The organism is Roseixanthobacter psychrophilus (assembly GCF_043195195.1).
GTDB lineage: Bacteria > Pseudomonadota > Alphaproteobacteria > Rhizobiales > Xanthobacteraceae > NCEH01.
The window spans coordinates 74,764-98,225 of record NZ_JBAFWT010000017.1; the positions used below are offsets into that span (position 1 = coordinate 74,764).

25 protein-coding genes and 1 tRNA gene are annotated in these 23,462 nt (G+C 65.8%); 11 read left to right on the forward strand and 15 right to left on the reverse strand.

The window, feature by feature from the left end; genetic code table 11:
- Positions 1-137: 137 nt before the first annotated feature.
- The 3 genes from V5F77_RS15965 to exbB are packed head-to-tail and all read right to left on the reverse strand — an operon-like array spanning position 138 to position 2,665.
- On the reverse strand, positions 138-986 hold the full coding sequence (locus V5F77_RS15965; protein WP_429006349.1) for a TonB family protein: 849 nt from the start codon (positions 984-986) through the stop codon (positions 138-140).
- Positions 987-991: 5 nt separating this feature from the next.
- Entirely contained in the window at positions 992-1,543 is a 552-nt protein-coding gene (exbD, locus tag V5F77_RS15970) for a TonB system transport protein ExbD (protein ID WP_429006350.1), read from the reverse strand.
- 3 nt (positions 1,544-1,546) lie between these two features.
- Positions 1,547-2,665, reverse strand: a complete 1,119-nt coding sequence (exbB, locus tag V5F77_RS15975; RefSeq protein ID WP_429006351.1) for a tonB-system energizer ExbB — start codon at positions 2,663-2,665, stop codon at positions 1,547-1,549.
- A gap of 352 nt (positions 2,666-3,017) precedes the next feature.
- Between exbB and rimO the strand changes: the two genes are divergently transcribed.
- On the forward strand, positions 3,018-4,352 hold the full coding sequence (rimO, locus tag V5F77_RS15980) for a 30S ribosomal protein S12 methylthiotransferase RimO (protein ID WP_429006352.1): 1,335 nt from the start codon (positions 3,018-3,020) through the stop codon (positions 4,350-4,352).
- A gap of 86 nt (positions 4,353-4,438) precedes the next feature.
- Here rimO and rpoZ read toward each other — a convergent pair whose 3' ends face one another.
- Positions 4,439-4,825: a DNA-directed RNA polymerase subunit omega gene (rpoZ, locus tag V5F77_RS15985; RefSeq protein WP_429006353.1), complete on the reverse strand. Its 387-nt coding sequence runs from the start codon at positions 4,823-4,825 to the stop codon at positions 4,439-4,441.
- A gap of 215 nt (positions 4,826-5,040) precedes the next feature.
- On the opposite strand from rpoZ, the gene V5F77_RS15990 reads away from it, so the two are divergent.
- Together V5F77_RS15990 and V5F77_RS15995 are read left to right on the forward strand one after the other, a co-directional pair.
- The gene (locus V5F77_RS15990) at positions 5,041-5,646 is read left to right on the forward strand and encodes a LabA-like NYN domain-containing protein (protein WP_429006354.1); all 606 of its coding nucleotides are present in this window, start codon (positions 5,041-5,043) and stop codon (positions 5,644-5,646) included.
- 6 nt (positions 5,647-5,652) lie between these two features.
- Complete coding sequence (locus V5F77_RS15995) at positions 5,653-6,285, forward strand: uracil-DNA glycosylase (RefSeq protein ID WP_429006355.1); 633 nt, start codon at positions 5,653-5,655, stop codon at positions 6,283-6,285.
- Here V5F77_RS15995 and V5F77_RS16000 read toward each other — a convergent pair.
- The 3 genes from V5F77_RS16000 to dapA all read right to left on the reverse strand — a co-directional run bounded on the left by V5F77_RS16000 (position 6,270) and on the right by dapA (position 8,358).
- Positions 6,270-6,836 carry a peroxiredoxin gene (locus tag V5F77_RS16000; RefSeq protein WP_429006356.1) on the reverse strand — a complete coding sequence of 189 codons (567 nt, stop codon included), beginning with the start codon at positions 6,834-6,836 and terminating at the stop codon, positions 6,270-6,272. The two genes, V5F77_RS15995 and V5F77_RS16000, sit on opposite strands and share 16 nt — an antisense overlap.
- Before the next feature lie 82 nt (positions 6,837-6,918).
- Entirely contained in the window at positions 6,919-7,398 is a 480-nt protein-coding gene (gene smpB / locus V5F77_RS16005) for an SsrA-binding protein SmpB (protein WP_429006357.1), read from the reverse strand.
- Positions 7,399-7,458: 60 nt separating this feature from the next.
- Positions 7,459-8,358, reverse strand: coding sequence for a 4-hydroxy-tetrahydrodipicolinate synthase (gene dapA, locus V5F77_RS16010; RefSeq protein WP_429006358.1), 900 nt, complete (start codon positions 8,356-8,358; stop codon positions 7,459-7,461).
- A 262-nt stretch (positions 8,359-8,620) separates the two neighbouring features.
- Here dapA and V5F77_RS16015 point away from each other — a divergent pair, with 262 nt between their 5' ends.
- Positions 8,621-10,822, forward strand: coding sequence for a lytic transglycosylase domain-containing protein (locus V5F77_RS16015; protein WP_429006359.1), 2,202 nt, complete (start codon positions 8,621-8,623; stop codon positions 10,820-10,822).
- 133 nt (positions 10,823-10,955) lie between these two features.
- Positions 10,956-12,209: a multidrug effflux MFS transporter gene (locus V5F77_RS16020; protein WP_429006360.1), complete on the forward strand. Its 1,254-nt coding sequence runs from the start codon at positions 10,956-10,958 to the stop codon at positions 12,207-12,209.
- A 66-nt stretch (positions 12,210-12,275) separates the two neighbouring features.
- On the opposite strand, the gene V5F77_RS16025 is transcribed toward V5F77_RS16020, so the two are convergent.
- The 3 genes from V5F77_RS16025 to gor form a co-directional block, all read right to left on the reverse strand.
- Positions 12,276-12,569, reverse strand: a complete 294-nt coding sequence (locus tag V5F77_RS16025; RefSeq protein WP_429006361.1) for a hypothetical protein — start codon at positions 12,567-12,569, stop codon at positions 12,276-12,278.
- A 24-nt stretch (positions 12,570-12,593) separates the two neighbouring features.
- Positions 12,594-12,986 (reverse strand): hypothetical protein, encoded by a 393-nt coding sequence (locus V5F77_RS16030; RefSeq protein ID WP_429006362.1) that lies wholly within the window; start codon positions 12,984-12,986, stop codon positions 12,594-12,596.
- Positions 12,987-13,056: 70 nt separating this feature from the next.
- Entirely contained in the window at positions 13,057-14,418 is a 1,362-nt protein-coding gene (gene gor / locus V5F77_RS16035; RefSeq protein WP_429006363.1) for a glutathione-disulfide reductase, read from the reverse strand.
- A 179-nt stretch (positions 14,419-14,597) separates the two neighbouring features.
- Between gor and V5F77_RS16040 the strand changes: the two genes are divergently transcribed.
- Positions 14,598-16,748: a glycosyltransferase family 2 protein gene (locus V5F77_RS16040; protein WP_429006364.1), complete on the forward strand. Its 2,151-nt coding sequence runs from the start codon at positions 14,598-14,600 to the stop codon at positions 16,746-16,748.
- 47 nt (positions 16,749-16,795) lie between these two features.
- On the opposite strand, the gene V5F77_RS16045 is transcribed toward V5F77_RS16040, so the two are convergent.
- The 3 genes from V5F77_RS16045 to V5F77_RS16055 all read right to left on the reverse strand — a co-directional run bounded on the left by V5F77_RS16045 (position 16,796) and on the right by V5F77_RS16055 (position 18,579).
- Entirely contained in the window at positions 16,796-17,314 is a 519-nt protein-coding gene (locus tag V5F77_RS16045; RefSeq protein WP_429006365.1) for a DUF2059 domain-containing protein, read from the reverse strand.
- A gap of 22 nt (positions 17,315-17,336) precedes the next feature.
- Positions 17,337-18,041, reverse strand: a complete 705-nt coding sequence (gene rpiA / locus V5F77_RS16050; RefSeq protein ID WP_429006366.1) for a ribose-5-phosphate isomerase RpiA — start codon at positions 18,039-18,041, stop codon at positions 17,337-17,339.
- Between the two features lie 97 nt (positions 18,042-18,138).
- Entirely contained in the window at positions 18,139-18,579 is a 441-nt protein-coding gene (locus V5F77_RS16055) for a hypothetical protein (RefSeq protein ID WP_429006367.1), read from the reverse strand.
- 131 nt (positions 18,580-18,710) lie between these two features.
- Between V5F77_RS16055 and gph the strand changes: the two genes are divergently transcribed.
- Positions 18,711-19,397, forward strand: coding sequence for a phosphoglycolate phosphatase (gene gph / locus V5F77_RS16060; protein WP_429006368.1), 687 nt, complete (start codon positions 18,711-18,713; stop codon positions 19,395-19,397).
- A gap of 111 nt (positions 19,398-19,508) precedes the next feature.
- Positions 19,509-19,583: transfer RNA gene (locus V5F77_RS16065), tRNA-Val, on the forward strand.
- A gap of 144 nt (positions 19,584-19,727) precedes the next feature.
- Here V5F77_RS16065 and V5F77_RS16070 read toward each other — a convergent pair.
- Positions 19,728-20,219, reverse strand: a complete 492-nt coding sequence (locus V5F77_RS16070; protein WP_429006369.1) for a YciE/YciF ferroxidase family protein — start codon at positions 20,217-20,219, stop codon at positions 19,728-19,730.
- 366 nt (positions 20,220-20,585) lie between these two features.
- Between V5F77_RS16070 and V5F77_RS16075 the strand changes: the two genes are divergently transcribed.
- The 3 genes from V5F77_RS16075 (at position 20,586) to V5F77_RS16085 (ending at position 22,876) form a co-directional block, all read left to right on the forward strand.
- Entirely contained in the window at positions 20,586-21,266 is a 681-nt protein-coding gene (locus V5F77_RS16075) for a VIT1/CCC1 transporter family protein (protein WP_429006370.1), read from the forward strand.
- 7 nt (positions 21,267-21,273) lie between these two features.
- On the forward strand, positions 21,274-22,137 hold the full coding sequence (locus tag V5F77_RS16080; RefSeq protein WP_429006371.1) for an alpha/beta fold hydrolase: 864 nt from the start codon (positions 21,274-21,276) through the stop codon (positions 22,135-22,137).
- A 154-nt stretch (positions 22,138-22,291) separates the two neighbouring features.
- The gene (locus V5F77_RS16085; protein WP_429006372.1) at positions 22,292-22,876 is read left to right on the forward strand and encodes a L,D-transpeptidase; all 585 of its coding nucleotides are present in this window, start codon (positions 22,292-22,294) and stop codon (positions 22,874-22,876) included.
- Positions 22,877-22,964: 88 nt separating this feature from the next.
- Here V5F77_RS16085 and V5F77_RS16090 read toward each other — a convergent pair whose 3' ends face one another.
- Positions 22,965-23,171, reverse strand: a complete 207-nt coding sequence (locus V5F77_RS16090; RefSeq protein WP_429006373.1) for a cold-shock protein — start codon at positions 23,169-23,171, stop codon at positions 22,965-22,967.
- Positions 23,172-23,462 lie beyond the last annotated feature (291 nt).

Consider the following 23,462-nt stretch of genomic DNA (forward strand, 5'->3'; position numbering starts at 1 on the left):
GAACCTGGGCAGGGGTGGTCGCTTAGCACACGGTCGCGGCCAAGTCCAAAGGCATGGCCCGCCGCGCACACACGGCAGGCGTGCGCGAAATGGGCAGCGTCTCCACGCCGCCGCACGTCGCCGCCGACGGGGATGCCTCAGCGCGGGTTGAAATTGACCGGCACGGTGAGGCTGATGGTGCTGCCCGCCACTTCCGGGGGCGGTGCCGGCACCGGCGAGGCGCGGTGGATCAGCGCCAAAACTTCGCGGTCCAACACCGAAGATCCCGCCGAACCCACGAGACTCGCCCCGATCACACGGCCCGACCGGTCGATTGTGAACCGCAGCCGTGCCATGCCCCGCTCACCATTGGCCTCGGCGGGATAGCGCTTGTTCCGGTTCAAATGCGCCATGAGTCGACCGCGCCAAGTGGCCTGGGCCGCCGAATTCGCCGAGGAGGCCCCAATCGCAGGAGCCGCCGCAGTGGACGCTTCCGGCGCGTCGGTCTTCGGGGCGGCAGTGGTCGCCGGGGCCGCAGGCTTGCGGCTCGCCTTTTTCTTCGGCTTCGGCTCGGTCTTCTCGACCGGCTTCGGGACTTCCTTCACCTCCTCCACCGGCTTTTGCTGCGGCAGAACCACTTCGGCCATGGGCGGAGGCGGGGGAAGCTCGAACACCTCCTCAACTTTTTCCATGACTTGCGGTTCGGGCGGAGGCGTAGACTCGTCGGGCGTTTCCTCGACATCGGGAACCGGCTCGGGCGCCTTCACCATCGGCGGACCGGGTGCAACATCCGGAGTCTCGGAGGGGGCGGAGACCGCGAGGTCGGCAAGCTCGACCACCATGGCGGCAGCCGGCAGTTCTCCGGCATCCTCGCGCTGCCAATACAGCCCGACATACACCAGCAGGGCATGCACGAGGAATATCATCAGGCCGGCGAACGCCCAGCGCGCGATGAAGCCCAGCACCTCCCCCCGCGTGGGGTGTGGCCAGTGCGAATGATGGGGCACGGATGTCACTTCGGCGCCCCTGCTGCAGCGGGAGCAGCCGCAGGCGCCGGAAGAGCAGCGGGCGCAGGAGAAACAGCGGGTGCAGGAGAAACTGCGGGCGCTCCAGGAACACTCGGCGGTAGCGCCGGTGCGGCGCCGGGAGGCGCGCCCTCGAGCCCGACCAGAGCCACCTTGAGATAGCCGGCGGACCGCAGAAGGTTCATCACCTCCATCACGTCGCCATAGGGCACCGAGCGATCGGCACGCACGAACACGCGCTGCTGCTTGTCGCCGTTGGTGGCGGCGTCCAGCACCCGGCCGAAGCCGTCGCGCGGCACCTGATCGTTTCCAACCGACAGCGAAAGATCGCTTTTCACGGTCAGGAACAAGGGCTTGTCCGGGCGCTGCTGCGGCTGCGCATTGGAACTGGGCAGGTCCACCTGCACGTCCACCGTCGCCAGCGGCGCGGCAACCATGAAGATGATCAGCAGCACCAGGATGACGTCGATAAAGGGTGTGACGTTGATTTCGTGGTTTTCGGCGAGATCATCGCCGCCGAGATCGAGCTTGGCGGCCATGACTCACTCCGCAGCCGCACGCAGGGACGGGCTAGCCCCAAGGCCTGCCTCCTGCCGATCGAGATCGCGCGAGAGATGACGCAGAACTTCCGAGGAAGAATCCGCCAGGGTCGCTTTGTAATTGCCGATGGCACGGGCGAACACGTTGTAGATCACCACTGCCGGGATAGCTGCGACGAGGCCGATGGCGGTGGCGAGCAGCGCCTCGGCGATGCCCGGCGCAACCACCGCAAGATTCGTGGTCTGAGCCTTCGAGATGCCGATGAAGCTGTTCATGATGCCCCACACCGTACCGAACAGGCCGACGAACGGGGCCGTGGCGCCGATGGTGGCCAGAAGGCCGGTGCCGACCTGCATCCGCCGCGCCGCATAGGCGTCGATTCGGCTCAGCGATATGGCGACGCGCTCCTTGATGCCTTCGGCGGGCAAGCCGCGGGAGGCCTCGACCTCCGCCAGGGCTGCCTGCACGAGTCGGTTGGTGGTGGCTTTTCCCAGGCCCAAGGTCCTTGCGGCGGGCGCAAGGCCGGTCGACTTGCGCAGGATCGAAAGGCCGCGCCGGGCGCGCGCGAGCGCCACGAACAGCTCAAGTACCTTCACCACGGCCACGGTCCATGTCACCACCGAGGCGAAGGCGAGGCCCAGCATCACGGTCTTCACGACCATATCTGCCGCCATGAACATGCCCCAGGGCGACAGATCATGGGGCAGGAGGATCGAAGCCGAGGTGGCCGGAAGCGGCGCGTCAGGCAGGGTATTGGTCGGGACCGCATCCGTGGGATGCGCAAGAGAAGGAGCAGCGCCGGGGTTCGACGGAGCCGGTGCAACCGGCGATGACGCAGTAGGTGCCGACGGTGCGACGGCGGCGGGTCCAGCGGCCGGAGCGAGCGCCGGTGCCGTGGGGGCCCGCACAGAGCTGGCCGGTGCAGGAGCGGTGACCGGTGCAGGAGTGACGGTCGGCGCTGAAGCTGCGGCGGGCGGGGTCGCGGAATGCAAGGGTTGGGGAGTGGCCTGCTGGGCGAACCCTGCGCCGGGCGCCGCAACGGCACCCGCAAGCACCAGCGAAATCACAGAAAACCAATGGACGCACGCGCTGGGCATGCTTGAAAATTCGCGTGTCGTCATCGCGCTTCACCGGCAAGAATAAAGAAGGCTGGTTTGGCTGGCGACCCGCGGAACGGATTGGCTGGCTGGTTCCTTATTACGCCATAGAGCCGGAAACGTTAAGCGTTTTTCCGCGCCGCCCTCCCTCAGCATCGCTGCCGCAGCGGCATGTGGCTGTATTTGGGCACCACGTCGCCGGATGCGCGCCCTTCGATCCCAGCCTTCGAGTGAACCACACGCACGCGATCTACCAGGGGAAGACACGTGAACAGTTTGAGCCGGCATCACAAAGACGGGGGGCGGGATTGACGCCGCCTCCGTCCTCGCTTAACGCGTCGGCGCTCCTGACACTGATGGAAACGCGCCCCGCGCCATGGCCGAACTCGCGCCGAAGACTTCGCCTCGCATATCGTTCGTCTCGCTTGGCTGCCCAAAGGCGCTGGTGGACAGCGAGCGCATCATCACGCGCCTGCGCGCCGAAGGCTATGAACTCTCCCGCGGCCATGACGGTGCGGACCTCGTCATCGTCAACACCTGCGGGTTTTTGGACAGCGCGAAGGCCGAAAGCCTCTCGGCCATCGGCGAGGCGCTGGCGGAAAACGGCAAGGTGGTGGTGACCGGCTGCATGGGCGCCGAGCCCGAGCAGATCCGCGCGGTTCACCCGAGCGTGCTCGCCATCTCCGGTCCCCAGCAATATGAAAGCGTGCTCGCCGCCGTACACGAAGCGGTGCCGCCGCAGCACGATCCCTTCCTCGACCTCGTGCCCGAGCATGGCATCAAGCTCACCCCGCGCCATTACGCCTATCTGAAGATTTCCGAAGGCTGCAACAATCGCTGCACCTTCTGCATCATCCCCAAGCTGCGCGGCGACCTCGTGAGCCGCCCCCTCGCCGAAGTGATGCGCGAGGCCGAGCGCCTCGTCGCCGCCGGGGTGAAGGAATTGCTGGTGATCTCGCAGGACACCTCGGCCTATGGCGTCGACATCAAATATGCCGAGAGCCTCTGGCGCGACCGCGAGCGCTCTGCCCGCTTCTTCGACCTGGCCGAGGCCCTGGGCGAACTCGGCGCGTGGGTGCGCCTGCATTATGTCTATCCCTATCCCCATGTAGACCGGGTGATGGAGCTGATGGCGAGCGGCAAGGTGCTGCCCTATCTGGACATTCCCTTCCAGCATGCGAGCCCGACCGTGCTGAAGCGCATGAAGCGACCCGCCTCCCAGGAAAAGACGCTGGCGCGGGTTCAGGCCTGGCGGGCGGCTGTTCCCGACCTCACCTTGCGCTCGACCTTCATCGTCGGCTTTCCCGGCGAGACCGAGGAGGAGTTCACCGAACTGCTCGACTTCCTCAAGGAGGCCGAACTTGATCGCGTGGGCTGTTTCAAGTTCGAGCCCGTCGCCGGCGCACCGGCCAATGACCTCGCCGCGCCGGTACCTGAAGAGGTGAAGGCCGAGCGCTACGACCGCTTCATGAAGACCCAGCAGGTGATTTCGGCGCGCCGGCTCAAGCGCAAGGTCGGCACCCGCCAGCAGGTGATCATCGACAGCGTCGGACCGACCGGCGCCATCGGCCGCACCAAGGGCGATGCGCCCGAGATCGACGGTCGCGTCCGGGTGGCCTCGCGTCGGCCGCTGCGCGTGGGCGAAATCACATCCGTGAAGATCGAGGCAGCGGACGCCTACGACCTCACCGGGACCGCGGTCGGCTTCTGACCGGCCAGCGGCCCCGTCAAAGAAAAACGCGGCCGGCAAAGCCGACCGCGTTGATTTCAGGCCTCAGACAAATTGAAAACCGAAGGTCAGCCTTCGTCTTCGTCATTGTGCTCCGGCGGCACAAGGCCCTGGAGGCCAGCCAGCAGCTCTTCCTCGGTCATGCGGTCGAGCACGATGTCGGAATCGTCGCTAGAGCCGACACTGGACGCGATCATCGGCACCGTCTCCGGCTCCGGCTCGTCCACCTCGGTGTACTTCTGCAGGGTGTGGATCAGGTCTTCCTTCAGATCCTCGGGGCTCACCGTCTCATCGGCGATTTCGCGCAGCGCCACGACGGGGTTCTTGTCGTTGTCGCGGTCGATGGTGATCGGCGCACCCGAGGAAATCATGCGGGCGCGGTGGCCGGCGAGGAGAACCAGCTCGAAACGGTTGTCGACCTTGTCGATGCAGTCCTCAACGGTGACACGGGCCATGGGCTCGACACTCCCTCGTGCGCGGCAGAATTGCGCGGTAGGATTAGGTAGCATATTAGCTTGAAGAGCGGTTGTTTACATGAAAGCCTGGGACAGGGCAAGGGCGCGCCGGCTTTTCACTTGCGCTTAGCTCTAGTCTGACCGAGAAAGGTCAAAATTACCATTTATGCCCACTCCAGTTTTTTTGTTCCCACTCTTGGTTTCGGACACACTTTATGAATGGCCTGGAAAAGATCGCGCTGCTTATTGATGGCGCCAATCTCTATTCCGCGACAAAAGCTCTCGGTTTCGATATCGACTATAAGCGGCTTCTGAAAGAGTTTCAGTCCCGCGGATATCTCTTGCGCGCATTTTATTACACGACTTTGATCGAAGATCAGGAATACTCCTCCATCCGCCCGCTTCTCGACTGGCTGGACTACAACGGATATTCGGTCGTCACCAAGTTGGCGCGGGAATTCACGGATTCCCAGGGCCGCCGGCGCGTGCGCGGCAATATGGACATCGAGATCGCCGTGGACGCCATGGAGCTCGCGGGCCATGTCGACCACATCGTGCTGTTCTCGGGCGACGGCGACTTCCGCTCCCTGGTGGAAGCGCTCCAGCGCAAGGGCATCCGGGTCAGCGTCGTCTCCACCGTCTCTACCCAGCCGCCGCTGATTTCCGACGAATTGCGGCGCCAGGCCGACATCTTCCTCGACCTGGTGGACCTCCAGTCCAAGATCGGCCGCGATCCGGCGGAACGGCAGGGCCGGATGCAGGAAACCCCGCGCTTCCTGGAGCGTCGCGGTTCACCGGGGCCAGAGCCCGAAGAGCCCTGATCGTTTATGGAACTCCAGCCGGGGCCGGACTGCCCCCTCTGCCCGCGCCTTGCCGCCTTCCGTGACGAGTGGCGCGCACGCGAGCCCTCCTGGTTCAACGCGCCGGTGCCCGGCTTCGGTCCCTTGGACGCGCGCCTGCTGATCGTCGGGCTAGCGCCGGGTCTGCGCGGCGCGAACCGCACCGGCCGGCCGTTCACCGGAGATTTCGCCGGCGATCTGCTCTATCGAACGCTGCTGGATTTCGGCTTTGCCGCCGGCACCTATGACGCCCGCGTCGACGACGGGCTGGAATTGCGCGATGCCCGCATCGTTAATGCCGTGCGCTGCGTGCCCCCCGAGAACAAACCGACCACCGAGGAAATCCGCACCTGCCGGACGTTTCTGCTGTCCGCCCTCGCCGCCATGCCGAATCTCAAGGCGATCATCGCGCTGGGCAAGATCGGCCATGATTCAACCGTGGCTGCGCTCGGCGAACGGATATCCCGCGTCAAGTTCGGTCACGGCACGCAGGCCCAGATCGGCGATCTGCGCCTGTTCGGGAGCTATCATTGCTCGCGCTACAACACGAATACCGGGGTCCTCACGGCCGCGATGTTCGCTGACGTCTTCCGTGCGGCGAAAGCCTATCTCGATGCGTGACGCTGCAGAAACGCCACCACGTCGCCGGCATTCTGGTGGGGGGGAAACACCGGGTAGAAGATGTGCTCGATGACGCCATCCTCAATGATCAGGGTCAGGCGCTTCAGCAGCACCATGCCGTCGACCTTGAAGGTGGGAAGCTCCACCGCCTCGGTAAATTCCAGGGTGTGATCGGACAGCAGGGCAAACGGCAGGTTCAGCCGCGCCGCCGCCTCGCGCTGGTAGTCCGTGGTCTGCGTGGACAGGCCGAACACGTGGTGCGCCCCGACCTCCATAAGCTGCTCGAAATGATCGCGGAAGGCGCAGCTTTGCGGGGTGCAGCCGCGCGCGCCCGGAATCTCATCCCATCCCTCAGGGTTGGGTGCATTGGGATCGCCGGTGCGGGGATAGCAATAGACCACGATCCGGCCGGAGAGGGACGAGAGATCCACGAGAGTCCCGTCGGTTGCCGCCAGGCGCACGATGGGAAGTTCGAGACCCGGCAGATGGCGCGCCTTGCCGTCGTCTTCGGGAACGGGAAGGTCGCTGGGAAGTTCGGTCCATTCGGCCACGGCTGCGCCTCGACTTTCGTTATCCGGTACGGGAGCTTAGCAAAAGAAACGCCGCCATGCAGCCGCGCCCCCGTGGATACGGCTAGCCCCGGTCGCGCATCAGGCGGGCCTTGTCACGGCCCCAGTCGCGTTGCTTCACGGCCTCGCGCTTGTCGTGGGTCTTGCGGCCCTTGCTGATGGCGACCTCGACCTTGGCGCGGCCCTGCTCGTTGAAATAGACCTTGAGGGGCACGATGGTCATGCCCTCGCGTTCCACCGCCTGGGCCATCTTGCCGATCTGCCGCTTGTGCACCAGCAGCTTTCGGGGCCGACGGGTCTCGTGGTTGAAGCGATTGGCTTCCAGGTATTCCGGGATATAGGCGTTATAGAGCCACAACTCGCCGTTCTTGGCGGCGGCATAGCTCTCGCCGATGGTCGCCTTGCCGCTGCGCAGGCTCTTCACCTCGGTGCCGGTGAGCATGATTCCGGCCTCGAACACTTCGCCGATATCATAGTCGAAGCGGGCGCGCCTGTTATCGGCGACCACCTTGCGCGGAAGTTCCTTTTTCGTTTTCTCGGACATGTGCGCCTGGGGACGCGGGCGAACCGTGGGAGACGGCCCGCCGCGCGCTTTCCCTCAACCTCAGTTCAGCAAACCCGCATAGGCCATGGCACTGCGCACGACCGCACGGGTGGTTTCGGACACCGGAACCATCGGCAGGCGCACGTCCTCGGTCATCTTACCGAGCACGGAGAGCGCATACTTGGTCGGCGAAGGATTGGTCTCGACAAACAAGGCAGTGTGCAGGGGAAACAGCTTGTCCTGGAATGCGAGAGCCGCCTTGAAGTCTCCCGCAAGGCACGCGCCCATCATCTCGGAAGACAGGCGCGGCGCCACATTGGACGCGACTGATATGCAGCCGTGTCCGCCATGGGCCATGAAGCCCAGGGCCGTCGCGTCCTCCCCCGAAAACTGGATGAAGTCGGAACCGAGCGTCAGGCGCTGCTGGGATACCCGCGCCATATTGGCGGTGGCATCCTTCACGCCGACGATGTTCTTCAGTTCATACAGCCGCGCCATGGTCTCGACCGACATGTCGATCACCGACCGGCTCGGAATATTATAGATGAAGATCGGCAGGCTCACGGCGTCGTTGATCGCCTTGAAATGCTGAAACAGGCCCTCTTGCGTGGGCTTGTTGTAATAGGGTGTCACCACCAGCAATCCATCGGCGCCCACGGACTGGGCGTGGGTTGCGAACTCGACCGCATCCACGGTGGAATTCGATCCGGCGCCCGCCATGACGGGAACACGGCCCTTCGCCTGGTCGACACAGATCTCGATCACGCGCTTGTGTTCCGCATGGGAAACGGTCGGGCTCTCGCCCGTGGTGCCAACGGGAACGAGGCCGTCGATACCCTCGGCGATCTGCCAGTCGACGAAATCGCGAAAGGCTTTTTCATCCAGCGCACCATCCCGGAAAGGAGTGACCAGGGCCGTAAACTGACCCCGGAAGTGCGGCAGGGACGAAGAGGAGGACATGGCAGGTGCCTTGTTGTGAATCACGATTCGCGCTCGCCCGATTTCGGCAAACGGATCGCATCAGATAAACTGTTGCGGGCCGGCCGGAAAGGGCGCGCTGGGGTCCAGCCCTCGTTTTGCCGGGTTCGTGAGGCTGATGGCCCCCGGCTGCTTAGCATTTCGTCAAGGCGCATCGTCAACAATAGGTTCGACCATCCGGTCTAGAACACGGTCGAACGGCATCGCGCTAGTCGCGATCCGTGCCACGACGTGAGGAACGCCCATGTCGCCTGCCCATCGCCTGATCTCCCGCACCGCCCTTGCGATTGCCCTCGCTTGGAGCATGCCGGTGATGGCTGCATCCGATACATCCGATTCCCCCGCTTCCAAGCCTTCCACCAAGAGCGCGCCCGCCAAGCCCGGCACCCAATCCAAGGCCGAGTCCAAGAAGACGGATTCGAAAAAGGCCAGCGCGAAGCCGGCCGAGCCCAAGAAGACCGATTCCAAGAAAGCGGACGCGAAGAAGCCGGCCCATACCGCGCAAAGCGCTGCGCCGGCGCGCGCACCGGTTGCCGCCCTCTCCGGCGAGCTGGGTGCACTGCGCTCCGCCGTAACCGCCGCAAAGAACGGGCAAGGTACACAGGCTCTTGCCATGGCGCGCGACCTGAACGACCCGGTTGCCCGCAATCTCGTGACCTGGCTCGTCATCCGCAATGCGCCGAACGATCTCGGTTTCGACGGCATAAATGCATTTCTTAAGGAAAAGCCGGGCTGGCCCACGCAGAGCACGTTGCGTCGCCGCGCCGAACGCATGCTGCTGGTGGAAAACCGCAGCCCGGATGTAATCCGTGCCTTCTTCTCCGAGGCCGACCCGCTTTCCGGCGAGGGCAAGATCGCGCTGGCTCGCGCCTTCGCCGCCTCGGGCGACCGCAACACCACGGCCGCTCTGGTGCGCGAGGCCTGGCGCGAGGACGAATTGAGTGAGAGCGTCGAAAAGACGGTCATGACCGAGTTCGGTCCGCTCCTCAGCCGCGCCGACCACAAGGCCCGTGCAGACCGGTTCAGCTATAAGCCGGACACCGACCGCGCCATGCGCGCAGCGGCCCGCGCCGGATCAGATGTCGTCGCCCTCACCCAGGCTCGTCTCGCCATCGCGCGCAAGGATCCCAACGGAGCGAAGCTGCTGGCGGCGGTGCCGTTCACACTCGCCAACGACCCGGCCTATCTGTTTGCCAAGTCCCAGCTTGCCCGCCGCGCCGATCGCCCGACCGAGGCGGCACAGGCTCTGCTGAGCGCCCCAGATACCCGTGCCGCGGCGGTCGATGCCGACGAATGGTGGATCGAGCGGCGGCTCGTCTCCCGCGAGCTGTTGGACGCGGGGGATTTCCAGACGGCCTATCGCGTGGCCGCCCGCGGCGCGACGCCCACCGCCGACAATTATCGCGCCGAGGAAGAGTTTACCGCCGGCTGGATCGCCCTGCGCTTCCTGAAGGACCCACGCACGGCTGCCCAGCATTTCGCGCGCATGACGCACGAGCAGAAGCACCCCATCACCCTGTCGCGCGCGGCCTATTGGCAGGGGCGCGCGGCCGAGGCCATGGGGGACACGGGCACCGCGCGCGCCCATTATGAATCGGCAGCGCGCTTTAGCACCACCTATTACGGGCAAATGGCTCGGGCGCGCCTCGGCCTGCCGGTGGTGGCGTTGCGCCGCCAGCCGGAACCTTCCGCCCAGGCCCGCGCCACCTTCGACCGCATCGAGCCTGTACGGGCAATCCGCCTGCTCTATGCCATCGGCGAGCGGGATATCCCACTGACCATCTATTACGATCTCGCCTGGCGCATGGAGGATACCGCCCATCTCGCCATGGTCGCGGAAATGGCCCAGGCCAATAACGATACCCGGGGTGTTCTTGTGGTCGGCAAGGAAGGCTCCGTGGAGGGCCATCCGCTCGATGCGGCGGCATTCCCCACCTTCGGGCTGCCGTCCTACACGTCCATCGGCAACCCCGTGGACAAACCAGTGATCTATGCCGTCGCCCGGCAAGAGAGCCAGTTCAACCCGCGTACGCTCTCCAGTGCGAAGGCCATGGGCTACATGCAGGTGACGCCGGCCGCCGGCCGCGAGGTGTCCAAGCAGACCGGCGCGCCCTACAACGAGGCGCGGCTGATGAGCGACCAGTCCTACAACGTACAGTTCGGTGCGGCCGAGCTGGGCGAACTGGTGAGCAATTACGGCGGCAATTATGTTCTCGTGTTCGCCGCTTACAACGCGGGACGCGGCAGCGTGCGTAAATGGATCGAGCGTTACGGCGATCCGCGCGACCCGGACGTGGACGTGGTGGACTGGGTGGAATGCATTCCCTTCTCCGAGACCCGCAACTACGTGCAGCGGGTGATGGAGAATTACCAAGTCTACAAGGTCCGCTTCGGCGGCGCCTCCAAGCTCCAGCTTGAGGCGGACCTGCGCGGCGCTACGCGCTGATCGGGATGTGAGGGGAAGAGCCGGGGCACTGTTTTATCCAACAAAGTGCAGGCGCATCCTGCACTGATCGCCTAGAACGGGCCGAACGCCCTCCCCTTGCGCCGCCACCGGTGCGATTTCGAGCCATTTCTCCATGATGAACCGCAACAGCGATCCGGCGCAGCCGGGCGCGAAGGCACCCGGCTTTACCGAATTCGTCGCCATCATCGCTTTGATGATGGGATTGACCGCCTTTTCCATCGACAACCTGCTTCCCGCGTTCGAGCCTATTCACCGGCATTTCGCGGTCCAGAACGCCAACGACCTGCAGCTCATCATCTCCGCCTATCTCATCGGCTTCGCGGTGATGCAGATCGTGTTCGGCACGCTCTCCGACGTGTTTGGGCGCAAGGCGATGCTCATGGTCGGCCTCGTGATATATGCGGCCGGCTGCGTGCTCGCCATGACCGCCGAGTCGTTCGATACCCTGCTGTTCGCCCGCGCCATTCAGGGTATGGGGTGCGCGGCGGCGCGGGTGCTGTCGGTTGCCATCGTGCGCGATCGCTTCCAGGGCCGCGACATGGCGCGCGTCATGTCATTCGCCATGATGGTGTTCCTGGTGGTCCCCATCGTCGCGCCGGCGATCGGCGGCGCCATCCTGCTGCTGGGCGACTGGCACCTGATCTTCGCCGCCATGCTGCTGCTCAGCCTGGTGCTGGCCATCTGGTTCGGTGTCCGCATGCCGGAAACGCTGCACCCGAACTACCGCGTGCCATTGTCCCTGCGCATGATCATGGCCGGCCTCAAGCTCACCGTCACCAACCGCCGCACATTCGGCTATGCCAATGCCATGGGGCTGATGCTCGGCTCCCTGATGGGCTATGTGGGCTCATCCCAGCAGATCTTCGAAACCGACGTCTACCAGCTCGGGCGCCTGTTCCCGATCGCCTTCGGCGCCATCGCGGGGGTGATGTCGGTGGCCTCATTCATCAATGCCCGCCTCGTGAACCGACTGGGGATGCGCCGGCTGTCTCACTTCGGCCTGTGCGGCTTCACGCTCCTGGGGCTGCTGCAGGTGGCGGCAGCGCTGGCCTTCGACGGCCGCCCGCCGGTGATCGCCTTTTGCGTCCTTGTCGGACTCAGTCAGGCGCTGTTCGCCCTGACTGTCCCGAACTTCAATTCCATCGCGATGGAGCCGCTCGGAGCGGTGGCGGGGACGGCGTCATCCTTCCTCGGCTTCTACACCACCTTGATGGGCGCGCTGCTGGGGATGGTCGTGGGACGGGCCTTCGACGGCACGGTCCTGCCGCTCGGGCTCGGCTATTTCCTCCTCGGCGCCGCCGCAATGGTCGCGGTGCTGTGGGCGGAGCATTGGCGGCTGTTCGGCAGCTCGTCCCAAGGCCAGTGATATCCTGAGACACGCGCCGGCCCCCGCGTGGGAGCCGGCATTGCCCAGGATACCATCGGCGGGATGTCACATCCGAAGTTCGGTGCGGCAATCGGCGACGGTCTTTGCGAGCTTCGCACGACCACCGTCCGTCTCGGTGGTTTCCCGTAAGGTACAGGCATCGAGATTGTCGAATGCGGAATCGCTCAGCTTCTGGCCGGCAAAGGCTTCGAGCGTGGCGAGGCGATCGTTCGGCCCGAGCCGCTGATACCGCATCACTGCCCCGGCCTTATCCTGGGCCGGAGTGATGGGATCGGCGCGGGCCGGGGCGCAGGCGAGAAGAAGGGCACTCACATAGAGAACGACGGCTGGGCGCTGCACAGGGAAACTCCCGGATCGGGGATGCTACGCCTCTATCTGCACCGCCCGGAAATAGTCGTCCAGCATGTCCCTGGGAAAGGCCGGCAGCTTTTCCAGCCCGATCCGCTGCAACAGCGGCGGCATTTCAACGTCCATCATAACCTCGCGCTCGCGCTTGAGCTGCGTTGCCGCGCGCAGCACGCTCAGGGACTGGTCGCGGATCACGGAGGCAAGGGTCGCGGGCTCCTCGAGGTCGAACAAAGCCAGCATCACCTGCGGATCGGCCTCCATCTGATGATGGAACACGGTGCGGTAATTGCTCGGCAGGGCGCGAATCCCCGGTGCCACCCGCGGGGCGGCGGCCCGGCGCGCATTCACGTCGTTGGAGAGCGGCGCCGCGCCGGTGCTGTCCACGTCGATCTGGGGAACTTCACTCATGGCACATCCTTCCTGCGTTATCCCAGGGACAACGCGACTGGGGCCCATGAGGTTCGCTGCTCCGGCCGTGTTATGCGACTTTGGTCCGCATGGTCACCAATTCCTCAGCCGAGGTTGGATGCACGGCGACGGTCCGGTCGAAGTCCGCCTTCGTGGCTCCGAGGCCGAGCGCAACCGCTGCGAGCTGAATCATCTCGGAGGCCGCATCCCCCAGGATATGGCAGCCGAGGACCTTTTGGCTGTCGGCATCGACCACCAGCTTCATGAAGGTGCGGCTCGGATTACCGGAAAGCGTCGCCTTCAGGGGGCGGAAATCGGTCTTGTAGATGTCGAGCTTGAAGCCGGCCTTGCGCGCGGCGGCCTCGGACAGGCCCACCGTTCCAATTTCCGGCTCGCTGAACACCGCGGTCGCGATCAGCGAATGGTCTACCTGCCAGGGTTTGTTGCCGAACAAGGTATCCGCGAAGGCATGGCCTTCGCGGATCGCCACCGGCGTGAGGTTGATGCGGTTGGTGACATCGCCCACCGCATAGATGGAGGGGATATTGGTGGCGGAATGCGCATCCACCTTCACCGCTCCCACCGGGTCCAGCTCCACGCCTGCGCTCTCGAGGCCGAGATCGCGGGTGTTCGGGACGCGGCCGATGGCCAGCATCACCTCGTCGACGTCAATTTCGGTCTCGTCCGACAAGAGCACCCGCTTGCCGCCCTCGATCGCCGTGATGGAGGTGAGCGTGCGCCCGCACAGCATGCGGACGCCGGCATGCTCCATCTCGCGCGCCAGATGGGCGCGCACGTCGTCGTCAAAGCCGCGCAGGATGATTTCGGCGCGCTGCACCAGCGTCACCTCGCAGCCGAGCGCGTTGAACAGGCCCGCGAACTCCACCGCGATATAGCCGCCGCCCTGGATCAGGATGCGCTTCGGCAAGGCCGGCAGGTTGAACGCCTCGTTGGAGGTGATCGCCAGCTCGCAGCCGGGCAGAGCGGGACCAAGCGCGGGATGGGCGCCGGTGGCGATCAGGATGTATTTGGCCCGCACCCGCTCGCCCGTCGCGACGATGCGGACCGTGTTCGGCCCTTCAACGACGGCCCGCGAGGCAACGATCGTCGCCCCGGCCGCTTCCGCGTTCCGGCGGTAGATGGCCTCCAGTCGGCCGATCTCCCGGTCCTTGTTGGCGATCAGGGTGGGCCAGTCGAAGCGCGCGCCCTCCACGCTCCAGCCGAAGCCCTCCATGTCCTTGAGGTCCTGCGCATAACGGCCGGCATGGACGAACAGCTTCTTGGGCACGCAGCCGCGGATGACGCAGGTACCGCCCATGCGGTATTCCTCCGCCACCATCACCTTGGCGCCGTGCTGCGCGGCGATGCGCGCGGCCCGCACGCCGCCGGACCCGCCACCGATGACGAACAGGTCGATTTCGGTGTCGGACATGGCATGCTCCTCTTGGCCTTCGTGGCTCGGCATTCGTGGCCTTGCCGAGATGTAGACGCCCTGCTCCCGCCGTCAAGCGCGCTGCCCGCATGGCTGGGCGGGCGCTTGCGGGCTGCGGCGCGGGGTGCTTCAAGACAAAAAGACAGCGCCCGCAGCTCTTTCCCGTAGAACGGATCTTGATGCCTTCCGAGATTTCCCCCCTCTGGCTTCGCGCCGAAGATGCGCCCGGCCCGGCCCGGCGCTTCCGCCTGCCGTGGCTCTGGCGGACGAGGCTCGCGGTGCGCGAAGACGTGTTCGCTGTGGAAATCTCCGGCGATTTCCCAGGCCTCGACATCGGGCTGGAGCTGGCGTTTCTCGGCGCCGACGGACGGGTCATCGGCGACACGCGCCTCACCGCGCCGGTGGCGGCGATCCTGCTGCCGCGCGGCACCGTTGCCATCGTCGCAACCGGCCCGGCGGACCTGCGTCTCGGTCTCTATCCCCGAGGCAAACTCTGGCTGAAGCTTCATGCCTTCGTGTACGGCGCCTTTCCCGGCCTCCCCCCGCTGCGACGCTGGCGAGCGGCGGGAGCGGCGGCGCGCGACCTGCGCGGCATGCATGCGTCTCTCTTTGCCGATTCGCCGGCGCGCCAGATCCAGGCGGCACGGCGCTACCGGCGCTATCGCAAGCAATATGTCTCGGACTTCGACGGCCCCCTCGCCGCCGATGGGACGACCGTGTCGTTCCTCAGCGTACTCGACACCGCCCTCCCCGCCGATGCTCTTGCCGCCGGCCTCAGCACGCTACAGGCGCAGAGCGACCCGCGGTGGGAATGGCTGATCGGCCTGCCCGGTGAAACCATGCCCGCGCTCGAAGCGCTCAGCGGCGCGCAAGGGGTGCGCGTGCTGCCTAACGCGGGCTCGGCGCCGCTGACGCTGAATGCCCTGCTTGCTGCGGCGACCGGCGAGGTCGTGGTGCTGCTCGATCCGGCCGGCCGGCCCACGCGCGATGCGGTGGCCATGATCCGCGCCGCCTTCTCCGCCCATGCCGATTGCATGCTCGCCTATACCGATGAGGAGGTGCTGGACGAAACCGGCGCCCCGCACGACGGCATATTCAAGCCGGCCTTCAACCGGCACCTGCTGCGCAGCGTGGATTATTTCGGCGACCTCGTGGCGCTGCGCACAACGCACCTCCGGGCCATCGGCGGCGCGCGCGCCTATCTGCCGCTCGCCTGGCGCTATGATCTGCTGCTGCGGGCCGTGGGGGCCCTGCCCGCGACCGCCATCCGCCATATTCCGCGCGTGGCCTTTGGCCGGGAGGGACCGGGCGGCTGGGCGGGCTTTGCCTCCCAGGATCAGGCGCGCGAGGCGGCGCGGGCCCTGGAGGACGCCACCGGGATGCCGGTAGAGATCCTCAAGGAAAACCGCCTGCGCCCGCTCTATCGTCCGGCCGGTCCGCCGCCGCTGGTTTCGTTCGTGATCCCCACCCGCGACCGGGCCGACCTCATGGGCGTGGCGCTGCGCTCGCTGGTGGCGCTCACCGCCTACCGCAATTTCGAGATCGTCATCGTCGACAACGGCTCGGTCGAAGCGGAAACCTTCGCCCTGTTCGAGGAGATCAAGGCGGCCTGGCCGCGCACGCTGGTGGTGCGCGATGAGGGCGCGTTCAATTATCCCCGCATCTGCAATGCGGGCGTGGATGCCGCCTCCGGCGCCTTGATCTGCCTGCTCAACAATGACATCGAGGTGGTCGAGCCCGGCTGGCTGGACGAAATGGTCAGCCTTGCCACTTTGCCGGACACCGGCATTATCGGGGCGAAGCTGCTGTTTCCCGACCGAACGCTGCAGCATGCGGGAGTGATCGCGGGGCTGTTCCGCTATGCCGCCCATTGGTTTTCCCATGGCGCCGAGGACATGGGCGGGCATCTCGGGCGCCTGCATTCGCGCAACAATCTCAGTGCCGTGACAGGCGCCTGCCTGATGGTGAGCCGGGACTGCTGGGACCGCATCGGGCCGCTCGACGCGGTGCGCTTCGCCGAGGATTGCAACGATATCGACTTGTGCCTCAGGGCGCGGGCGGCGGGATACGAGGTGGTGTGGACGCCCTTCGCTTTGCTCCTGCACCATGAATCCGCCTCGCGCGGGCGGCGGCGCAGCAAGGCTCATCGCGAGCGGCTCAAGGCGCAGCGCGCACGCATGGAGGCGCTATGGCGCACCTCCACGCTGGTGGACCCGCATTACAATCCCAACCTCGCGCGCAACAGCCTGCACGCCGGGATCGCCAAGCGCCCGGAGGGCAGCCGCGCGCCGCGCACCGATGCCCTCGGGCCGCCGCACGTTACGCCATAGTCGGCTTCGGCGCGCGGGCGGCGACCCTCGTTTGTCGGCCCGTCAGTTCACAGATCGTAGCCGCGCTTCTTCATCTCGGTCCGGATGCGCTCCATGGCGTCGGCATTGAGCTTGGAACTCCAGGCCTGGATGTTCTGTACCGCCTGCTGCACGATAATGGGGCGCTCGTTCACCATCTTCTGGCCGGTGGCCGACTTGTAGAACGCAAGCGCCTCCTTCAGCTCTGCCTCGCTGAAGCGCTGGGCATAGGAGGCGGCAACCATGTCGATGATCTCAGCCTGCCGCTTCTCGAACTCAGGCCGCAGCGCCAGGGCCACGTCGCGCAACTGCGGCGCGAGATCCGGATTGGACTGGAGGAAGCCGAGCGCGGCTCCATCCACGAGATTGGCGATGACGCCATTGAAGGCACGGGCTTCGCCATTGGCATTCACCAGGTCGCGAGCCACCTGCATCTGCCCCGCCGTGGGCGCGGGGGCTGCGGCGGGCTGCTGGGCGATGGCGAGGCCGGTGGTCAGGATCAGGGCGAACAGGCCGCCGCCGAGACGGTGTGCAAGCGAGGGGCGCATATTCTTCTCCGTTTGATTGGGTTCAGGCGGACCGTTCGAGCAGCTCGATGCCGCCCGGACCTGCCAGGATGACGCGGCGCGCGAGGCCGAGAAAAAGTCCGTGTTCCACGACGCCGGCCACCTGCTCGATGGCGCGGGCAAGCGCCGCCGGATCGGGGATGCGGCCGAGATGGGCGTCCAGGATGAGATTGCCCTGGTCGGTAACGAAGCGCGTCTGCCCGCCCACCCGGCGCAGCACCAGATCGCCGGCGCAGCCCGCCGCCTCCAGCGCGCGCGCCAGCCGCAGCGTGATGGCCGAGACGCCAAAATCCACGATTTCAATGGGCAGCGGAAAGCGGCCAAGAGTCGCTACATGCTTCGACGCATCGGCGATGACGATCATCTCGCGCGCGGCGCTGGCGACGATCTTCTCACGCAGCAGCGCCCCGCCCCCGCCCTTGATCAGGGCGAGATCCGGCCCGACCTCGTCGGCGCCGTCGACGCACAAATCAAGCTCGGGAAGATCGTCCAGCGTGGCGAGCGGCACGTTGAGCAAGGCCGCCTGTGCCCGCGTCTGCTCGGACGTGGGAACGCCCACGACATTCAGGCCGCCGCGCACGCGCTCGGCCAGCAGATCCACGAAATGCCGAGCGGTGGACCCGGTGCCAAGTCCAAGCCGCATGCCATCGGTCACGAATTCGAGGGCGCGGGCGGCGGCGCGGCGCTTCAGGTCTTCGGCATCTGCCATGTTGGCTTCCGGGTGCTGGCGTTGGCTGGCTGAACGGTTGCTAGCCTTGATCGGCCCCGCCGACAAGCCGCCACACCGGTGGCGGCGCCGTTCGCGGCTATTTTGCCGATGGCGTGCACAGGACCATGGGTTCGGCTGCACCGCCGCCGCTCTTCGGCACGTCCCGCACATAGCACACGCTCATTTCACCGGTTTCGGCATTGACGCGGAAGATTCCGGTCTCGCCGGCAAAGCGGGTCGAGACCAATTCATAGGTTCCGGGCTTCTGCGCCCCCGCGCCCTCCCCCTTCGGGAAACAGCGGGTGATGCCCACCAGCGCACTGTCCGGGCGCTCGAACTGGCAGGCCGAGACCTCACCGGTCTGGTGATTGACGGAATACAGGCGGTTGGCCTGGGCCGAGGGCGGCGCCCCGAACGAGAAGTTGCCGGGCGTTTGGGCAAACGCCGCGTCCACGACCAGGAGCCCTGCCGAAAGGCAGCCCGCCGCAACGAGCAACCGCCCCGTAATTCCCCTGCCGCGTCCAGCCAGCTCTGCCATAGACCTCTCCATCGCGTCGCACCTCGGGGGGTGCCGTATGCGCAGGACGCTGGACAGCAAAAGCGGCAGGATTGTAGGCAAGCGGGCCAGCGGCCACGAAATGCTCGGCCGAAGCTGCAAGGATCTTCGCAATGCCACAGTCGCGCCCCGTCATCGCCTTCGACCTCGACGGCACACTGGTGGACACCGCCCCCGACCTGCTCGCGACCCTGGATACGGTGCTGGCGGATTACGCCATCGCCCCCGTGGATCGCGAAGCCACGCGCAACATGATCGGCGGCGGCGCCCGAATGCTGATCGTGCGCGCCCTTGAGCACAACGGCATCATGCCGCCCAAGGACGAACTTGATGCCCTGACGCGCCGCTTCATCGCCCATTATGCCGACCACATCGCCGACCAGTCGCGCCCCTTTCCCGGCCTGCTCGATGCGCTCGACGCGCTGGAAGCGGAGGGCGCTCTGCTCGCGGTCTGCACCAACAAGCTGGAATACCTCGCCCGCCTGCTGCTCGACCGGCTCGACCTCACCAAGCGCTTCGCCGCGATCACGGGCGCCGACACCTATGCCAAGGCCAAGCCCGACCCCCTGCCCCTGCTGTCCACCTTCGCCGCCGCCGGCGGCACCGGGCGTTACGGGCTCATGGTGGGCGACAGCGCCACGGATGTCGCCACCGCCAAGGGCGCGGGCGTGCCGGTGGTGGCCGTATCGTTCGGCTATACCGAGGTCGCCCCCGCCCATCTGGGAGCCGACACGCTGATCAATCACTTCGACGAACTTCAGGGCGCGGTGCGCGATCTGTTGCGCCATCCCGCGGCCTGAGGCGCCCCGGCCGTGGTGTCCATCGGGCTGTGGATAGGTGCCCCTGCCCTTGACACCCCGGCGTGGTGGCCGTAAATCGCTGCCTCCTGCCAGACGGCAACCGAAATGGCCGGTCGATTAGCTCAGCGGGAGAGCACTCCCTTCACACGGGAGGGGTCGTAGGTTCAATCCCTACATCGACCACCATTCCCATCCTCAAGACTCAAATTCAAACGAACTGAACGCGTGCATTCACACGCGAACGACCGCGCCGAAATGGCGCGGCCGCGGGTCAGGGTGAGCGATGCGGCGGAGCGCTGCGCGCAGCGCGAACTATCGCGAGAGGCCGTGTCAGGCCGCCTTGGCATTCATGCTGCGCATGGCCAGAACCGAGAGATCCTTGTCGGTCTTGGTTTCCTCCATCAGCGTGGCATCGAGCAGGGATACGGCCTCTTTCATGCCGAGTTGGCCGGCCCAGGTCTTGAGCGTGCCGTAGCGCGCCATCTCGTAATGCTCGACCGCCTGGGCCGAAGAGATCAGGCCCGCATCAAGCGCCGGGGTGCCCTCGAAATCCTCCATGATTTCCTTGGCTTCCTCGATGATGCCGAGAATCGCCGGGCACGCCTTGCCGCGCGCAGGCTTTCCCACCAGCTCAAACACCTGCTCCAGCCGGTCAATCTGCCCTTCGGTCTGCTCCCGATGGGTTTCGAACGCGCTCTTCAACGCCGGCGACTGGGCCGCCCGCGCCATTTTCGGCAGGGCGCGGTGGATCTGCTTTTCGGCGTAATAGATGTCCTTGAGCGTATCGAGGAACAAATCTTGAAGCGACTTTTCCTGGGCCATTGGCGTTCTCTCCTGAGGCGCACGACATGTGCGATTGCCTCAGTAACGCCCTTTGGATGCTCCCGTTCCCTTGCGTCCGCAACAACAAGGATGGCATCCGCCGAGCGCGAGGCGCCTGGGCGACGCACGACCCGATTGCCGCTGGCGGGGCGCGTCGGGGCAGCTTGAGACTCAGGCGCGTCGCAGGAGAAGACTTAGACTTATCCTGTTCATTGCCCCGGCCCCTTCCGCCCCCTGCCCTTGCTCAACCCGCTTTTCTAAACAAGCAAGCATGGGCGTCACAGTGGCGGGCAGACGTGCTAAGAGCTCCCGGTCTTGAGCGGGGCGCTGGCGGCGCCTTGGGGCAAAAAGGAGGCGTGCGGGCAGATGGGTGTGTTCGATCAGATCGCGCGATCGTTCAAGGCCTCCATCGGCGAGATCGTCTTCGGGATGGAGGACGGCACCGTCTCCATCTTCGGCCTGGTGTTCGGCGTCGCCCTTACCACCAGCGACGGCAAGACGGTTCTCATCGCCGGCGCGACCGGCGCGGCCGCTGCGGCGGTTTCCATGATGGCCGGCTCCTATCTCGATGCCGAGTCGGTGCGCGATGCCCGCCGGGCGCGCGCGCAGGCGGCACCGGCGCAGCAGCGGGCGGAACTCGCCGCCGCCCTTACCGCGATCCGCGATTCGATGCGCACCGCCGGCGTCGCGCCCACGGACGTGGACCAGATCAGCGCCGCCCTCGGCCGCAGCCCGCAGGCCGTGCCCGCGCTACGCTCCGCGCTCGCCCCCGACGCCAATGACGATGCCTCCCCCGCGGGGCACGCGTTCTGGATGTTCGTCTCCGACCTGTTCGCCGGCTTCACCCCGGTCATCCCGTTCGCCTTGCTGCCCATGGAGGAAGCGCGCATCGTCTCCCTCGGGGTGACGGCGCTGCTCCTGCTGGTGCTTGGGGTAGGACGTGGCCTGGTGGCGAAGCGCCCGGTAGTGCGCACCGCCTTGGAAACCCTTTCCGTCGCCGCGTGTGCCGCCCTCGCGGGCATCGCCATGGGCCATCTCCTGTCCTGAGGCCGCCATGAACGACCCGTTGGGCGATCTCGCCGCCGCCCCGCCCTGCCGCGCCACCGAGGTCATAGCGCCCGACGGCGTCAGGCTGGCGGTGCGCGAATGGGGCGCGCCCCACGGGCGGCCGGTGCTGTTCATCCACGGCTACAGCCAGAGCGGCCTGTGCTGGCAGCGCCAGGTGGAGAGCGCGGCGCTGGCCCATCTCAGGCTTGTGACGTTCGACCTGCGCGGGCACGGCGCCTCCGACAAGCCGCTCGATCCCGCCCATTACAAGGCAGATACGCGATGGTCCGGCGACATCGCCGCCCTGATCGCCCAGCTCGGGCTCGAACGGCCGGTGCTGGTGGGCTGGTCCTATGGCGGGCGGGTGATCGGCGATTATCTCCGCCATCATGGCGAGGATGCGCTCGCGGCGCTCGTGTTCGTGGACGGGGTGGTAGCGACCGAGCGGCAATTGTTCGGCACCTGCAACAATCTCATGCGGCTGATGGGCAGCGACGACCCGGCGACGCAGATCGCCGCGACCCGCGCGTTCCTGCGCAAATGTTTCGAGGTGCAGCCTGATCCCGACAGCTTCGAGATCGCGCTGGCTTCCAACATGATGACGCCGCCGCAGGTAAGGGCGGCCATGAGCGGACGGCCGGCGGATTACGGGCCGGAGCTTGCCGCCATCACCCGTCCGGTGCTCGTGGTGCATGGGCTGAAGGACCAGGTGATCCATCCCGACATGTCGCAGCGCATCCTGCAGCATGTGCCGCACGCGCAATTCGCGCCATTCCCGCAGTGCGGCCACGCGCCCTTCCTCGAGGCGCCGGAGGCGTTCAACGCCGAGCTGGGGCGGTTCATAGCGGACCTATCGACTTCCGTTAGGTAATGATTTTTGGAGAGTCGGTCTCGATCACAGATGCGTTCCGTACGGAACCCGCCCGCCACAAATCGGTTGCATGAGCGCCGCATTTGAGGCGACATCCGTGGTGACGCTGGGGACAGTGCGTTGCCAGCGACATTTTTGACCGAGGTGGGTCCCCATGACCTTGAAGACCTTCGCCGTCGCCACATTTGCCGCCCTCGTGATCGGGGCGATGCCGGCAAAAGCCAATGACAATTTCGACATCTTCGGCTTTGGAAAGCTGTTCGGCACGTCGTCCTTCGGCGTCACCGCCGGCACCTCGCCGATCCCGAGGCAAGTCGTGGCCATCGACAGCAAATACAAGCCGGGCAGCATCATCATCCGCACCAACGAGCGCCGCCTCTATTACGTGATGGCGCCGGGCCAAGCCATTCAATATGGCGTGGGCGTCGGCCGCGAGGGCTTTCAGTGGGCGGGTGTAAAGACCGTGAGCGCGAAGAAGGAATGGCCGTCCTGGACGCCCCCCGCGCAGATGCTGAGGCGCCGTCCCGACCTGCCCCGCTACATGCCGGGCGGCATCGACAATCCGCTGGGCGCGCGGGCCATGTATCTTGGATCGAGCCTGTACCGCATCCACGGTTCCAACGAACCGGATACCATCGGCCAGGCCGTGTCTTCAGGCTGCATCCGCATGACCAATGATGACGTCACCGACCTGTACAATCGCGTCAGGATCGGTGCGAAGGTCTATGTAACGCGCTGAATTTCCGAGGGAAAAACGAAAAATCCGGCCGGAGCCGGAAAAAGACATGGGGAACCGATCCGGCCGAGGCCGGATCGGAAAGGCCCGCTCACATGGCAGCGAGGTTCGAAGCCTTGGACTTGCCGCGGTTGTCGTCGACCACGTCGAACGACACCTTCTGGCCCTCGTTGAGGGTGTTCATGCCAGAGCGCTCGACATCGCTGATGTGAACGAACACATCGGCGCCGCCGCCATCCTGCTGGATGAAGCCGAAACCCTTTTGGGTGTTGAAAAATTTGACGATACCTGTGGCCATGTCGGCCTCCGTTCAGACGTTGCATTCGCTCCGCGTCGACACGCGGGAGCCGGGCAGTCCGAAGAGGGTAGGCTTGAGATCGCGGCCCGATAGGGAACGAAACAAGGCAGGCCGCACGAACTGTCCCAGCCCCTTTCGCGCCACGGTCTTCACCAGCGGCCGCGAAAAAAGCACCCGGGAGAGAGTTCGGATACCGGAGTACATCCGTCCGCGTGTCCCATTCCGCACTTTCGCGCGGCACCTCTATCCGGGATGCACGCACCATACCCACAAACTGCGTCACAACAAGGG

Bases quoted from the DNA above. Each gene is read 5' to 3' on its own strand.
- exbD (WP_429006350.1), bottom strand. From the start codon at position 1,543: ATGGCCGCCAAGCTCGATCTCGGCGGCGATGATCTCGCCGAAAACCAC.
- exbB (WP_429006351.1), bottom strand. From the start codon at position 2,665: ATGACGACACGCGAATTTTCAAGCATGCCCAGCGCGTGCGTCCATTGG.
- rimO (WP_429006352.1), top strand. From the start codon at position 3,018: ATGGCCGAACTCGCGCCGAAGACTTCGCCTCGCATATCGTTCGTCTCG.
- rpoZ (WP_429006353.1), bottom strand. From the start codon at position 4,825: ATGGCCCGTGTCACCGTTGAGGACTGCATCGACAAGGTCGACAACCGT.
- V5F77_RS15990 (WP_429006354.1), top strand. From the start codon at position 5,041: ATGAATGGCCTGGAAAAGATCGCGCTGCTTATTGATGGCGCCAATCTC.
- V5F77_RS15995 (WP_429006355.1), top strand. From the start codon at position 5,653: ATGGAACTCCAGCCGGGGCCGGACTGCCCCCTCTGCCCGCGCCTTGCC.
- smpB (WP_429006357.1), bottom strand. From the start codon at position 7,398: ATGTCCGAGAAAACGAAAAAGGAACTTCCGCGCAAGGTGGTCGCCGAT.
- dapA (WP_429006358.1), bottom strand. From the start codon at position 8,358: ATGTCCTCCTCTTCGTCCCTGCCGCACTTCCGGGGTCAGTTTACGGCC.
- V5F77_RS16015 (WP_429006359.1), top strand. From the start codon at position 8,621: ATGTCGCCTGCCCATCGCCTGATCTCCCGCACCGCCCTTGCGATTGCC.
- V5F77_RS16020 (WP_429006360.1), top strand. From the start codon at position 10,956: ATGATGAACCGCAACAGCGATCCGGCGCAGCCGGGCGCGAAGGCACCC.
- V5F77_RS16030 (WP_429006362.1), bottom strand. From the start codon at position 12,986: ATGAGTGAAGTTCCCCAGATCGACGTGGACAGCACCGGCGCGGCGCCG.
- gor (WP_429006363.1), bottom strand. From the start codon at position 14,418: ATGTCCGACACCGAAATCGACCTGTTCGTCATCGGTGGCGGGTCCGGC.
- V5F77_RS16040 (WP_429006364.1), top strand. From the start codon at position 14,598: ATGCCTTCCGAGATTTCCCCCCTCTGGCTTCGCGCCGAAGATGCGCCC.
- V5F77_RS16045 (WP_429006365.1), bottom strand. From the start codon at position 17,314: ATGCGCCCCTCGCTTGCACACCGTCTCGGCGGCGGCCTGTTCGCCCTG.
- rpiA (WP_429006366.1), bottom strand. From the start codon at position 18,041: ATGGCAGATGCCGAAGACCTGAAGCGCCGCGCCGCCGCCCGCGCCCTC.
- V5F77_RS16055 (WP_429006367.1), bottom strand. From the start codon at position 18,579: ATGGCAGAGCTGGCTGGACGCGGCAGGGGAATTACGGGGCGGTTGCTC.
- gph (WP_429006368.1), top strand. From the start codon at position 18,711: ATGCCACAGTCGCGCCCCGTCATCGCCTTCGACCTCGACGGCACACTG.
- V5F77_RS16070 (WP_429006369.1), bottom strand. From the start codon at position 20,219: ATGGCCCAGGAAAAGTCGCTTCAAGATTTGTTCCTCGATACGCTCAAG.
- V5F77_RS16075 (WP_429006370.1), top strand. From the start codon at position 20,586: ATGGGTGTGTTCGATCAGATCGCGCGATCGTTCAAGGCCTCCATCGGC.
- V5F77_RS16080 (WP_429006371.1), top strand. From the start codon at position 21,274: ATGAACGACCCGTTGGGCGATCTCGCCGCCGCCCCGCCCTGCCGCGCC.
- V5F77_RS16085 (WP_429006372.1), top strand. From the start codon at position 22,292: ATGACCTTGAAGACCTTCGCCGTCGCCACATTTGCCGCCCTCGTGATC.
- V5F77_RS16090 (WP_429006373.1), bottom strand. From the start codon at position 23,171: ATGGCCACAGGTATCGTCAAATTTTTCAACACCCAAAAGGGTTTCGGC.